This is a genomic window from Vermiculatibacterium agrestimuris (assembly GCF_943193085.1).
GTDB lineage: Bacteria > Bacillota > Clostridia > Oscillospirales > Oscillospiraceae > Vermiculatibacterium > Vermiculatibacterium agrestimuris.
The window spans coordinates 1-13,136 of the sequence record NZ_CALPCU010000039.1 but is presented as its reverse complement, the minus strand read 5'-3'; the positions used below and the strand labels follow the sequence as shown (position 1 = coordinate 13,136).

Here is a 13,136-nt window from a genome sequence, read left to right as displayed (position 1 = left end):
TCTTCGGGCCGCCCTGCGGCCCTGCGCTCGGCTTCGCTCCAGTCCAAGCTCCCTCGCAGTCCCTTGCTCCGCGCTCCTAACCCTGTTTTGTGACCGGTATCTGCCGGGAGACGCTGAGAACGATCCCCATCTCCACCAGCTGTATCATCAGCGCCGTGCCGCCATAGCTGAAAAAGGGCAGGGAGATGCCGGTGGTGGGCAGGAAGTTGGTGACCACCGAGATATTGAGAAATACCTGGACGGCCAGCAGGGTGGTGATGCCCACCGCCAGCAGAGAGCCGAACCGGTCTCTTGCGTGGAGGGCGATCCAATAGCCCCGCAGGATAAGCATGACGAACAGGGCCAGAATGAGTCCCGCTCCGATCAGGCCCAGCTCCTCGCAGACGATGGAGAAGATGAAGTCGTTTTCCGGCTCGGGGAGGAAGAGCTGCTTCTGGCGGCTTTGGCCGAAGCCCACGCCGAACAGGCCGCCGGAGCCGATAGCATAGAGGGACTGAATGATCTGGAAGCCGCCGTCCCTGGGATAGGCCCAGGGATCCTGCCACACCAGGATACGGGTGGATTGGTAGCCGGTCATGGACAGGGCCAGGATGCCCGCCACGCCGGCGATGCCCACGCCAAACCAGCGCAGCTTCACCCCGCCGGCAAACAGGATGGCGGCGGCGGGCACCAGCACCAGGATCGTACCTGACATATGGGGCTCCAGACGCATGAGGATCATAATGGCCAGCAGGATCAGGCCGTAGGGAACCAGCTCCATAAAGCCGATGTCGTCCAGCCACTTGAGGATGACCCCGGAATATGTCCGGCGGTTATACTCCCGCTTTTTCTCGCTTTGCCGTTTGCTCATCCGGGCGGCAAAATAGAGGGTGACGCCCAGCTTTGCCACCTCAGAGGGCTGGAAGGAGCCGATACCCGGCACCCTGAGCCACCGTTTGACTCCATCGGCCCGATTGGTGTGGAAGCCGGGGATCAGCACCAGCACCAGCAGGAAAAAGGCCAGCCCAAGCGCAAAAATAGACATCCAGCGAAACTGCTGGTAGTTGATCTTGGAGGTGACGTACATGGCCACCAGGCCCGCCACGGCAAAAATGGCCTGCCGGGCAAAGTAGTAGGTGGCGGCGCGATCCTCGTTGATCGCGGTGGCGTAGGAGGCGGAGAAGACCATGATAACGCCGATGACGGTGAGCAGCACCGCCAGCATCAAAAAGGGCAGATCCAATGGGCCCCGGGCCAGCTGCTGTTCCATTGTCAGATCCCGTTTTGCCATGACCGCACCACCTCACGCTATCGCAAAATCCGCTTCCCCGCTCCCTTTGCCTCTTAGATCTGATACCGCCCCATTACGCCCAGATAGGCGAGGAGGCAAAACAGGATGGATACGGCGGAGAAGACCGCCACCACCTTCCGCTCCTTCCACCCGCACATCTCAAAGTGGTGATGGAGAGGAGCCATCTTAAAAATACGCTTTCCGTGGGTCAGCTTGAAATAGGCGACCTGGATGATGTCGGAGAGGGTCTCGGCAATATAGACGATCCCCACCAGCACCAGCACCAGGGGCATATCCGTGGCAAAGGCCAGGCCGCACACCGCGCCCCCCAGGAACAGGGAGCCGGTATCCCCCATAAAGACCTGGGCGGGATAGTGGTTATAAAGCAAAAAGCCCAGCAGGCCGCCCAGCAGGGCGGCGGCAAAGACCGTCAGCTCTCCCTTGTTCCACTGGGCGGTCATCACGACGAAAAACGCCGCCACCGGGATCGTCACCGAAGAGGACAGGCCGTCCAGCCCGTCGGTAATGTTCACCGCGTTCACCGTGCCCACCATAACAAAGGCGGCGAAGACCATGTACACCGGCCAGGGCAGGGGGACGGAAACATTGACAAAGGGGATATAGAGGTTGGGATCCAGATAGTTCTCGTTTCGCAGCAGCACCGTCATCAAAATGGCGGCGGCCAGCTGCAGAAGGAACTTCCACCCGGCGGTAAGGCCGGTATTCTCGTGGTGGACTACCTTCATATAGTCGTCAATGAATCCGATGGCGCCGAAAATAAGGGCGAAGCCGAAAACATAGAGCCCGCCGAAGTCGCCGTTCTGAATGTGGCCCCGGAAGCTGAAGCCGGCCACCACCACGCCGATGGCGATGATAAACATAAGCCCGCCCATGGTGGGGGTGCCCTGCTTGGCCATGTGCCAGCTGGGGCCGATCTCCTTGATGGACTGGCCCGCCTTCAGCGCCCGCAGAACGGGGATCAGCAGCCGCCCCAGAAAGGCGGTGAGGACGAAGCTCACCCCAATCACCAGCAGGATATCCGCGTTGATATTACCCATTTTTAGACCTCCAGCGCTTTTCTCTCGGGAACACTTCCTCCCGCCTCACGCAAGCGGGTATTGTATCACATGGGGAGGATTTTGGCAACCGTCAGGAAAAATATGCGGCCACCAGCTCCCGTTCATCCATGTGCCGTTTCTCACCCTTGACCTCCTGATAGGTCTCATGGCCCTTCCCCGCCAGCAGGAGCACATCCCCCTCCCGGAGCTGCTCCAGGGCCAGGCGGATGGCGGTGGGACGGTCAGGCTCCACCAGGATAGAGGCCTCATCCGCCTCCATTCCCGCCAGGATATCGTCGATGATCGCCTCCGGCGCCTCCGTTCTGGGATTGTCGGAGGTGACCACGCACAGATCGCTGCGCCCCTGGGCGATGGAGCCCATGATGGGCCGCTTGCCCCGATCCCGGTCGCCGCCGCAGCCAAACAGGCAGATGAGCCGCCCCCCGGTAAAGCCCCGAAGAGCCGTCAGGGCGTTTTCCAGGGCGTCGGGAGTGTGGGCATAGTCGATGATGACCGTGCCGGGGCCGGGGGTGGGAACCACCTCCATGCGCCCCTTGACCCCCTGGGCGCGGGCCAGGATCCCCGCCGCCGCAGGCAAGGAGATCCCCAGCGCCCGGGCGCAGCCCAGAACGCACAGGGCGTTATACACCGTAAAGCCGCCGGGGATATTGACCCGCACAGCTGTCTCCTCTCCGCCAGCCACCGCTTGAAACTCCACCCGGTCGGGATGGAGGGCCGCATTTTTGGCCCAAAGACCGGCGGCGGAGCCGCTGGCGGAGTAGGTGAGAAGGGTGCCGGAAATTTGGTTTACATAATATTCTCCCGCCGGATCGTCTGTGTTGATGACCGCGGCCCGGCTCTGGGCAAAGAGACGGCCCTTGGCCTGGCGGTACGCCTCCATGGTCTTGTGAAAGTCCAAATGATCCTGGGTCAGGTTGGTGAAGGCCCCCACAGAAAAGGTGAGCCCATCCACCCGGTGGAGGCACAGGGCATGGGAGGAGACCTCCATCACCACGTGAGTACAGCCCCCGTCCGCCATTTGGCGCAGCCACTGTTGGGTCTCATAGCTCTCCGGCGTGGTGCGCTGGGCGGGGTACAGCCTCTCCCCTATCCGGTTGACGTTGGTGCCCAAAAGGCCCACCTTGGTCTCCAGGGCCTCCCCCAAAACGCTCCACAGCAGAGTGGTGACGGTGGTCTTTCCGTTGGTGCCGGTGACTCCCACCAGCTCCAGCTCCGACCCCGGATGGCCGAACCAATTGGCGGACATGGCGGCCAGGGCGGCCCGCGCGTCGGGGACGCGGATCCCCGGGCCCTCCTCACAGACCACGGCGGCGGCCCCCTGGGCCCGGGCCTGGGACATATATCTGTGTCCGTCTGTCTTGTACCCATGCAAGGCCACGAATACCTCGCCGGGCTTTATCGTTCTGGTGTCGTAAGAAATGCCCTTTACTTCCACGTCCCGGGGCAGGGGGCCTATACAGCCCGTGCCCTCCAGCAGCCGGTGCAGGCGCATACGAACACCTCTTTATTTTATTGATGGGGCTGTCACGCTATGCAAAGGGCTGACCGCTCGGTCGTTTTGCCCGCAAAGGGTACGCTCCATCCGACTCGGGCTGGTCTGCGGGCCGCTTCGCAGCCCTGCGCTCGCCCTCGCTCCAGTCCAAGCTCCCTCGCAGCCCCTTGCTCCGCGCTTCCCTTTAATCCACCATCGTATTATCCGAGAACCGGCATTCCACCACGGTACCCCGCTCCACGCTGGTGCCAACGTTGATGGACTGCCCCGCTACCCGGGCCTCCTTGGACATATAGTTGCTGTTGCCGCCCACCTTCAGGTACAGGCCGCTCCTGGCCAGGGTCTCCTGGGCCTGGCTGGCGCTCTGGCCCCGGACGTCGGGAACGGTGACCAGGTCGGCCGGCTTCTCCTCCCCCAAATAGAGCACGATCTCGCTGCCGCTGGGGATGTTGGCGCCGCCCACAGGGATCTGGGCAGTGACGGTCTCCCCCTCGCCCACCGTACGCACGCCGAAGCCTGCGCCGGTGGCGGCCTCCTGGCCTACCTGGGCGGTCTGGCCCACCAGATTGGGCACCGTCACATCGATCATGGCCTTTTCCGAATCGGAGTAATGCCGCTCCACGCCCATATGGGCCAGGATATCCTCCATCAGCTCGCCGGCCATCATAGCGGCCATATTGCCGCCGGAGATGTAGTAGTCCCGGGAGGTCAGGTTGCTCCCCGGCGAGACCGGCTTGGGGGCGTTGTAAGCCAGCAGGAACACGATCTGGGGATCGTCGGCGGGGGCAAAGCCCAGGAAGGAGACGATGGTGTAGTCCTCGCCCCGGGAGATGATGAGATCCTCTCCGGCCTTGACGGTCTCGGAGGAACCGGTCTTGCCGCCGATGCGGTAGCCGGGGACGTAGGCCCGTTTGCCGGTTCCGCCGTCCACCACGCCCTCCAGAATGGTGCGGCAGCGCGCCGAGGTCTCCTCGCTGATGACCTGCCGCACCTCGGTGGGCTCGTTTTTCTTGATGATGTTCCCGTCCGGGTCGGTGATGGACTCCATCACATAGGGCTCCATCAGGTGACCGCCGTTGATGACGGCGGAGGCCGCCGTGATGAGCTGGAGGGGGGTGACCTGGAACCGCTGGCCGAAGGAGGCGGTGGCCAGGTAGGCGTTCTGCTTGGTACTGGGGGCGGTAAAGGTCTGCCTCGACCAGATCAGGCTGGCGCTCACCGGATTGATGGAGGACTCGCCCTGTATATCCACCCCGGTGGCCTCCAGAAAGCCGAAATCCTCCAGATAGTCGTAAAACTTCTCCGCCCCCAGGGCCTGGCCGATCATCATGAAGGCGGGGTTGCAGGAGTTTGCCACCGCCGTGGCCAGATCCTGGCTGCCGTGGCCCGGCTCCTTTTTGGAACAGCCGATCTTGTCGTCGCCCACCATGTAGTAGCCGGGGCAATAGAAGGTGGTGCTCTCGTTGACAACGCCCTCCTCCAGGGCCGCCGCCAGCACCATGGACTTGAAGGTGGAGCCGGGCTCGTAGGTGTCGTTGATGGCCCTGTTGCGCCACTGGCGCAGCTGCATCTGCTTCAGGGCCTCCATATAGGCCTCCTCATTGGCGGCGGGGTCGTTCTGCACCGACTCCAGGTACTGGCTCAGCACCGGATCCACCACTCCCCATGGGTCGTTGAGGTTGTAGCCGGGCGAGGTGGCCCAGGCCTTGATGGCCCCCGTGTTGGGATCCATGGCGATGACGAAGCCGCCGTCCTGCACCTCGAACATCTCGATGCCCTTTTCCAGGATGCGCTCGCAGTAGAGCTGGATGGTGGCGTCCAGAGTCAGGTTCAGGTCGTTGCCGTCGGTGGCGTCGTAATAGTCCTGGAAGGAGTATTTCATCTCCCGGCCCCGGCCGTTTTTGGCGGTGACCACCCGGCCGGTGCGGCCTGCCAGGTCGTCCTCGTAAAGGGCCTCCATGCCGTAGGCGCCCTTGTTGTCGTTTTTCCAGTTCACCCAGCCGATGACCTGGGCGGCCAGAGAACCGTAAGTATAATACCGTTTGCTGGTGGGGTTGAGCACCAGGCTGTTGGACAGGTGCTGATCCCGGATGAACTGGCGCAGGGCCTCCTCGGTCTCGCTCTCCACCCGGTTGGCCAGCACCTCGTAGTAGCTGCCCGTCTTCTCGATGCTCTTTTGTATCTTTTCCGCGTCTCCCCCCAAAATTTCCGCCAGGCCCTGGGCCACCGCCGCCGCCTCCGGCCGGGGATAGTAGCCGTCCTTCCCCGTGCGGATGGAGCCGTCCGCGCTGACATAGGCGGCGTCCCAGTTCTCCTGCACCTTTACAAAATCGTTGGGGGAGAAGATCACGTCGTACACCGTGGCGGAGCGGGCCAGTACCTTGCCGTTGGCGTCCTTGATCTTGCCCCGGTTGGCGGAGACGGCGTTGTCCATGGTCTGCTGCTGGATGGCCCGCTCCTGAAAATCCTGGTGGTTCCTGATCTGGATATCATAGAGCCGGAAAAACAGCGGCGCGAAGGTCAGCACACCAAAAATCGCCATCAGCACCAGAGTGCGGATGAGGATGGTGCGGTTGGCCTTTCGGTCTGGGACGGGGCGGCTGCCCTCCTCCCTGCGCTCCTGGCGGCAATCCATGCGGTTTCTCCCCTTTCATCACAGGAGGGCGTAAGAAAGACTTTTCTTACGCCCTCACCTCTCGGGCCCAAAGGGGCCCCTTTTCTCTTTCTGTGCCTTCTCGACCCAATCTATGGTTCCCGGCTCAAAAATATGCCAGAAGATTGCCCAGCGTCTCCCGGACAGTCTCCAAAAGTCCGCTCTCCGTCTCCTGTTCCTGCTCGTAGACCACCACGCTGTCAGGCTCGGTCATGTCCACGTAGACCATCTGTCCCAGCTGGGGCCGGCTCATAGAGCCGTCGGCAGTGACCGCATTTTCAATGGCGCCTACGTCGTAGGCCAGCTCATAGCGGGCCCGGAGCACAGCCTCCTCGCTCTGAAGGCGGCTCATCTCATTGTTCAGGGACACCACCTCGCTGGACACCGTGGCCAGCTGGACGTAGCTCATCAGAATGAACACCGCCAGCGCCGCCACCGCGGCAAAGCCCGCCACGGCGAAAAGGGAGACCTTTCCCGCCTGGCGCACCTGCACCTTGGGCCGGGCAAGCTCCTGATGGCGGGGCCGTACCTGAGGCTGGGGGCGGAGGACTTCCTCCCCGTCCAGCACTCTGGCGGCGGAGCCGTCATAGGCGGAATATGTAAGATTGCGATAGGGGTCGTAGCTGCCCCGTCTGACGGCACTTGCCATGGTATTCTCCTCTCCGCTGACCGCTTGCGGATCTTTTGTGTCTCTCTTACAGCTTCTCGGCGATGCGCAGCTTGGCGCTGCGGGAGCGGGGGTTTTCCTCCAGCTCCTTCTCCCCGGGAAGAATGGGTTTTTTGTTGATGAGCTTCAAGCTGGGCTTTTTGCCGCACACACACACCGGGAAATCCGGGGGACAGGTACAGCCCTTGACGAAGCCAGCATAGCCGGTCTTTACGATCCTGTCCTCCAGGGAGTGAAAGGTGATAACGCACAGTCTTCCGCCCGGCGCCAGCAGGGGCACCGCCTGCTCAATGACCCGCTGCGCCGCGGTAAGCTCGTCGTTGACGGCGATGCGGATGGCCTGGAAGGTGCGCTTGGCGGGGTGCTGTTTCTCCCGCAGGGCCTGGGCCGGGAGGGCGGCGCGGATCACCTCCACCAGTTGGAAGGTGGTCTCGATGGGCGCTTGTCCCCTTGCCCGGACGACGGCTCCCGCGATGACGGGGGCATACCGCTCCTCTCCATACTGCCAGAGGATGCGCCGCAGCTCCTCCTGGGGCCACTCATTGACCACCGTCCGGGCGGTAAGGGGTTCCCTCTGATCCATCCGCATATCCAGCGGGGCGTCATGCATATAGGAAAAACCTCGTGCCGGGTCGTCCAGCTGAGGGGAGGATACGCCAAAGTCGAACAGCATCCCGTCGGCGGCGGGGGCGCCCGCCTCTGCGAGCAGCCGGGTCAGGTCGGTGAAGTTGCCGTGGACGAGAGTCACCGCGTCCATCCAGGGGGAGAGCTTCTCCCTGGCGTGTTCAATGGCGGCGATATCCCGGTCGATGCAGTAGAGATGGCCGGTGGTGAGCCGTTTGGCGATCTCACTGGAGTGGCCCGCCCGGCCCAGGGTGCCGTCCACATAGATGCCGTCGGGCTTGATGTTCAGGCCCTGAATGCACTCGTCCAGCAGCACCGGCTTATGAGAAAATTCCTCCATCAGAAGCCCAGTGCCTCCATACAGGCGGACATCTTCTCCGGGGTCATCTCTTCCTCCTCCTGGGCATTCCAGGTCTCGGCGGCCCAGATCTCCGCCCGGTCGCTGACGCCGATGATGACCACGTCCTTGTCCAGCTTGGCGTACTTGCGCAGCTTGGGGGGAACCACGATGCGCCCCTGGCTGTCCAGCTCGCACTTGGCGGCGTTGGCAAAGAGGGTGCGCATGGACTTGGACACGCTCATAGGCAGGGAGGCGAACTTCTCGGTGAAGCGGTTCCAGGTCTCCTGGGGATAGATGGCAAGACAGGCGTCCACCCCCATGGCCAGGTGAAAAGACACGCCCAGCTCCTCCCGGAGCTTGGCAGGGATGAAGAGCCGACCCTTGGCGTCGATGGAATGTTCATAAGTACCGGTCATGCTCTCACCCCCCACTTTAATGTCTTTTTATGGTTTTTTGCTCCATTTCGCTCCACTGTGCTTTTAGTATAAAGGGTCTGTAACAAAATTGCAATACTTCTTTTGAATTTTTTTCCGGGGATTTTTCATTTTTTTCAGGTCAATTTCCTCTTTTTTCGTATGGAAGCGGGATTTCTGTTTTTCTTTGTAACTATTTTTCGGCGCAAAACCACAGCTTCTTGATGTCCCCTCCGTTTTTTGCCCCATATCTTGTGTTTCGACAAAATCCCCGCCGCCGGCAATGCGCTTTTTTCACAAAATTTCCCCCGCCCCCTCCGGGGTCGGAGCAGAGGAAAACGCCCGGCCTGGCAGGGCCAAAGTGGGCCTTGCCAGACCGGGCGTTCTGGGGTAGAATAGTTGCAGTTATATTAAGGTTTCCACCCGGAGGAGGAGATCCCCTGTGAACACGAAAAAGCGATGGCTTGCCGCCCTGTGGGGCCTGGCTCTGACCTGTGCCCTGGCCCTTCCCGCCGGAGCGGCGGAGAACCCCGGCGCCTTCAACCTGGCCGCCGCCGGCGACCGGCATACCCTGGCCCTCAAAACCGACGGCTCCCTCTGGGCCTGGGGCGGCGGCAGCATGGGTCAGCTGGGGGACGGCGGCAGCGCCGACCGCGCCGCCCCGGTAAAGGTCATGGACTTCGTCACCAGCATGGCCGCCGGAGGCAATCACTCCCTGGCGGTGCAGGCCGACGGTTCCCTCTGGGCCTGGGGCAACAACGCCTCCGGCCAACTGGGCCTGGGGGCGCAGGACAACGCCGTCCACGCCACCCCCGCCAAGGTCATGGACGGGGTGTCCGCCGTATATGCCGGGGCCTCCCACTCCCTGGCCATCAAGACTGACGGCTCCCTCTGGGCCTGGGGCGCCAACCGCAGCGGACAGCTGGGGATCGGCTCCGCCCAGGATCAGACCACTCCGGTGAAGGTCATGGACGCCGTCACTGCCGTGGCCGCCGGCGAGGCCCATACCCTGGCCCTCAAGGCCGACGGCTCCCTCTGGGCCTGGGGCGCCAACCTGGCCGGCCAGCTGGGCGCCGACACGCCGGGCGGCGACCCCATGGCCGACTGCCTCACCCCCATTCAGATAATGCGCGACGTCTCCGCCGTCAGCGCCAGCCGGGCCTACTCCCTGGCCATCAAGACCGACGGTTCTCTCTGGGCCTGGGGCGACAACCAGTATGGACAGCTGGGCAACGGCGGCACCGGTAACATGGCTGTCATGCAGCCCGGCGCCGGCTCCACCTTCTGCCAGACCACCCCCATCCAGATCCTCTCCGAGGTCAGCGCGGTGAGCGCCGGCGGCTCCTCCCGGGCCTGCCACGTTCTCGCCCTCAAGACGGACAGCTCCCTCTGGGGCTGGGGCAGCAACGTTTACGGCCAACTCGCCCCGGCCACCATGCAGAAGCTCGCCCTCCCCGTCAGGCTGGATGGCAACATCCAGCAGATCCAGGCCGGGGGCGAGCACTCCCTGGCCATCCGGGCAGGTTCTCTGCTCACCTGGGGCAGCAATTCCAGCGGTCAGCTGGGCAACGGAACCTTCCAGAGCGTCTCGGCCCCGGTCTCCGTTCCGGATCCCTCCACCGGCGAGCCCTCTCCCTCCCAGACCCCTTCCACAGAGAAGGTCTATCCCCAGCCCGTCACCGCCTATGCCCGCACTCAGGAGGTGGATTTGGACGGCGCTCCCGTCGTCCTTCAGGCTTACGCCCTGAAGGACGGAAAGGGCTATGAGACCAACTACGTCAAGCTCCGGGACGCGGCCTTCCTCCTCAACGGCTCCCCCGCCCAGTTTCAGGTGAGCTGGAGCGCCTCCGTCACCTCTATCCTCACAGGCTTCGCCTATTCTTCCAACGGCTCCGAGATGCACACCCCCTTCTCCGGCGACCGGCAGGGCCGCCAGGGAACTCCCACCGTCATTGTCAACGGCCGGGAAGTCCCCCTCTCCGCCATTCTCCTCACAGATGACAAGGGCGGCGGCTACACCTATTTCAAGCTTCGGGACTTGGGCCAGGCTCTGGGCTTCAACGTGGGCTGGAACAGGGATACCGGCCGGGTCTACATCGAGACCGGTACGCCCTACGCCGGTTGAAGCGCATCGATATGCTCACGCCTGAATAGGCGCAAAAAACGGCTGGTGGGAAATCCCACCAGCCGTTTTCTTTTCCTCTTTTACTCCTCCGCCTCAGCGTCAAAGATCTCCCGCTGGGGCTGCTCGCCCTGGCCGCCCTGAGGGACGCCCTCCGCGCTGGCCGCGGCGGCCCGGAACCGGGAGCGGGCCTTTTTGATCTCGTCAAACGCCTCTCCCACCGCCTCTTCCGTGCGGCGCATGGCGTCCTCGCAGTAAGTGTTGGCCGCCTGGCGCAGCTCTCTGCTGTACCGCTTGGCCTGGGCCACCAGCTCCTCGCCCTGGCGCTTGGCCTTGGCCATCAGCTCGTCCTCCGCCAACATCTGCTTGGCCTTCTCCTCGGCCTGCTTCAGGATCAGCTCTCCCTCCCGCTTGGCGGAGGCGATATACTCGTCCCGGGCGCTGCGCAGCTTCTTGGCCTCGGCCAGCTCCATGGGGAACTGGCCCCGGATCTCGTCGATGAGATCCAGCGCCTTGTCCCGCTCCACCATACACTTATCCGAGGCCAGCGGCACGTTCTTCGCCTCGTCGATCATCTCAAAGAGCATGTCCAACAGTTCGTCAACTTCAGTGGCCATTTATAGCTTCCTCCCGCTTTTCATTTTTTCGTTCACATCCCCGATGATCTCACGGGGGACAAAATCGCTCAGGTCAGCTCCGTAATAGGCCATCTCCTTGACCACGCTGGAACTGATATAGGTATACTTGGTGCTGGAGGGCAGGAACATGGTGTCCAGCCGGGGGTTCAGCTTCCGGTTGATCAGCGCCATCTGAAGCTCCTTCTCATAGTCGGACACCGCCCGAAGGCCCTTGATCAGCGTACAGGCCTTTTTCTGCCGGGCGTATTCGGAGATCATAAGCGTGGACTGATCCACCTCCACGTTGGGCAGCTTAGTCACCACCCGGCGGATCAGCTCTACCCGCTCGTCGGGGGTAAACAGGCCCGTCGTCATCTTCTCGGAATTCACCATCACACAGACGATGAGCTTGTCAAAGCAGCTGGCGGCCCGCTTGATCACGTTTAGATGCCCCAGGGTGATGGGGTCAAAGCTGCCGGGGTAAATGGCGGTCTTCATGGCAACACATCCTTGGCTGCGGCGGCCCTCACGGCTGGGCGCGGCGGTGGTAAAGGGTCAGCTTGATCTTGCCGTAACGGTACTCCCGGCCCATCTCATAGGGCGCGGGGAGCTGGGGCAGGAGCCGGCCTGCGGCACTTTCACAGACAATTATACCATTTTCCGCCATAATGTCAATCTCGGCGATCTTTGCCAGGGCCCTGTCCAGCAGATCGGAGGCATAGGGCGGATCCAAAAAGCACAGGGCGAACTTCTCCCGGCAGGAGGTGAGGAAGGCCACGGAGTCCCCCTGGTGAACGCGGCTTTGATTTTCAAAGCCGGTAAGCGCCACGTTTTCCCGGACGACCTTCACCGCCTCCCGGCCGCTGTCCACGAAGACGCACCTCTCCGCCCCGCGGCTCAGGGCCTCGATGCCCAGCTGGCCGGTGCCTGCAAAGAGATCCAGCACCCGGCGGCCCTCCACGTCGAACTGGATGATATTGAAGATAGACTCCTTGACCTTGTCGGTGGTGGGCCGGGTATCCATACCAGGCAGCTCCTTCAGCTTCCGCCCCCGGGCCGAGCCTGTGATAACACGCATTTCCATCCGTCCTTTCCAGTGTGGTTTCCGGGGCCTTCACCCCTCCGTTTTCTCCTTGCCCCGGCGGTCGAACCAGTCGTAGACCGCCTTCCCGGCGGCCTTTCCCACCACTTCCTCCAGCTCCGCCAGAGAGGAATTTTTTATATTCTTTACGCTTTTGAAGTGTTTTAGCAGCTCGTTGCGCCGCTTCTGCCCGATACCGGGGATCTTGTCCAGCTCCGAGCCCTTCACCCGCTGGGACTGCTGCTGGCGGTGGAACTCGATGGCGAAACGGTGGGTCTCCTCCTGGATCTGTCCCACCAGGGCGAAGACCGCCGGGTAGCGCTGGATACCGATCTCTCTGCCCTCCGGGGTCATCAGCGCCCGGGTGCGGTGGCGGTCGTCCTTCACCATGCCGAAGATGGGAATAGATAGCCCCAGCGCCCGCTCCACTCCCAGAGCCACCCGGGCGTGCTCGGCGCCGCCGTCGATGAAGAGGACGTCGGGCAGCTGGCCAAACTTTTCGTCCCCCTCCAGATACCGCTTGAACCTTCTGGTGAGCACCTGCTCCATGGAGGCGTAGTCGTCGGGCCCGTCCATATCCTTGAGCTTGAAGCGGCGGTAGTCCCGCTTCAGGGGCCTGCCGTCCACATAGACCACCATGGAGGCCACGATGTCGTCGGCGCCCTGGTTGGAGATATCATAACTCTCAATGCGCCGGGGCGGCTCCATGTCCAGCACCCTCCCCAGCAGCTCCAGGGTCTTGGACTGCCGCTCCTGACGGGAGGTGGAGCGCTCCACC

11 protein-coding genes and 1 pseudogene are annotated in these 13,136 nt (G+C 62.7%); 1 reads left to right on the top strand and 11 read right to left on the bottom strand.

Going from position 1 to position 13,136, the window contains the following annotated elements:
• Positions 1-76: 76 nt before the first annotated feature.
• From NFR87_RS09895 to mraZ, 7 genes are all read right to left on the bottom strand, one after another.
• Positions 77-1,270, bottom strand: a complete 1,194-nt coding sequence (locus NFR87_RS09895) for an FtsW/RodA/SpoVE family cell cycle protein (protein WP_251449253.1) — start codon at positions 1,268-1,270, stop codon at positions 77-79.
• Between the two features lie 53 nt (positions 1,271-1,323).
• On the bottom strand, positions 1,324-2,328 hold the full coding sequence (mraY, locus tag NFR87_RS09890; RefSeq protein WP_251449251.1) for a phospho-N-acetylmuramoyl-pentapeptide-transferase: 1,005 nt from the start codon (positions 2,326-2,328) through the stop codon (positions 1,324-1,326).
• A 91-nt stretch (positions 2,329-2,419) separates the two neighbouring features.
• A complete protein-coding gene (locus NFR87_RS09885) occupies positions 2,420-3,841 on the bottom strand; it encodes a UDP-N-acetylmuramoyl-L-alanyl-D-glutamate--2,6-diaminopimelate ligase (protein WP_251449249.1) in 1,422 nt (473 codons plus the stop codon).
• A 184-nt stretch (positions 3,842-4,025) separates the two neighbouring features.
• Positions 4,026-6,476 (bottom strand): penicillin-binding transpeptidase domain-containing protein, encoded by a 2,451-nt coding sequence (locus tag NFR87_RS09880; RefSeq protein ID WP_251449247.1) that lies wholly within the window; start codon positions 6,474-6,476, stop codon positions 4,026-4,028.
• Between the two features lie 124 nt (positions 6,477-6,600).
• Positions 6,601-7,143 (bottom strand): hypothetical protein, encoded by a 543-nt coding sequence (locus tag NFR87_RS09875; RefSeq protein WP_251449245.1) that lies wholly within the window; start codon positions 7,141-7,143, stop codon positions 6,601-6,603.
• Between the two features lie 46 nt (positions 7,144-7,189).
• Complete coding sequence (gene rsmH / locus NFR87_RS09870) at positions 7,190-8,125, bottom strand: 16S rRNA (cytosine(1402)-N(4))-methyltransferase RsmH (RefSeq protein WP_251449244.1); 936 nt, start codon at positions 8,123-8,125, stop codon at positions 7,190-7,192.
• Complete coding sequence (gene mraZ / locus NFR87_RS09865; RefSeq protein ID WP_251449242.1) at positions 8,125-8,541, bottom strand: division/cell wall cluster transcriptional repressor MraZ; 417 nt, start codon at positions 8,539-8,541, stop codon at positions 8,125-8,127. The genes rsmH and mraZ overlap by 1 nt, the downstream gene beginning before the upstream one ends.
• 439 nt (positions 8,542-8,980) lie before the next feature.
• On the opposite strand from mraZ, the gene NFR87_RS09860 reads away from it, so the two are divergent.
• Positions 8,981-10,663: an RCC1 domain-containing protein gene (locus NFR87_RS09860; RefSeq protein ID WP_251449240.1), complete on the top strand. Its 1,683-nt coding sequence runs from the start codon at positions 8,981-8,983 to the stop codon at positions 10,661-10,663.
• A gap of 80 nt (positions 10,664-10,743) precedes the next feature.
• Here the strand turns inward: NFR87_RS09860 and NFR87_RS09855 are convergent, their stop codons facing one another.
• The 4 genes and pseudogenes from NFR87_RS09855 to NFR87_RS09840 all read right to left on the bottom strand — a co-directional run.
• Positions 10,744-11,277, bottom strand: a complete 534-nt coding sequence (locus tag NFR87_RS09855; RefSeq protein ID WP_251449238.1) for a hypothetical protein — start codon at positions 11,275-11,277, stop codon at positions 10,744-10,746.
• Positions 11,278-11,775: a pantetheine-phosphate adenylyltransferase gene (gene coaD / locus NFR87_RS09850; RefSeq protein WP_251449236.1), complete on the bottom strand. Its 498-nt coding sequence runs from the start codon at positions 11,773-11,775 to the stop codon at positions 11,278-11,280. It abuts the gene before it with no gap.
• Between the two features lie 28 nt (positions 11,776-11,803).
• A pseudogene (rsmD, locus tag NFR87_RS09845) lies at positions 11,804-12,370 on the bottom strand (16S rRNA (guanine(966)-N(2))-methyltransferase RsmD); the annotation flags it as partial.
• 21 nt (positions 12,371-12,391) lie between these two features.
• Positions 12,392-13,136, bottom strand: a 745-nt coding sequence (locus NFR87_RS09840) for a helix-hairpin-helix domain-containing protein (protein ID WP_338147051.1), incomplete at its 5' end; no start/stop codon positions are given.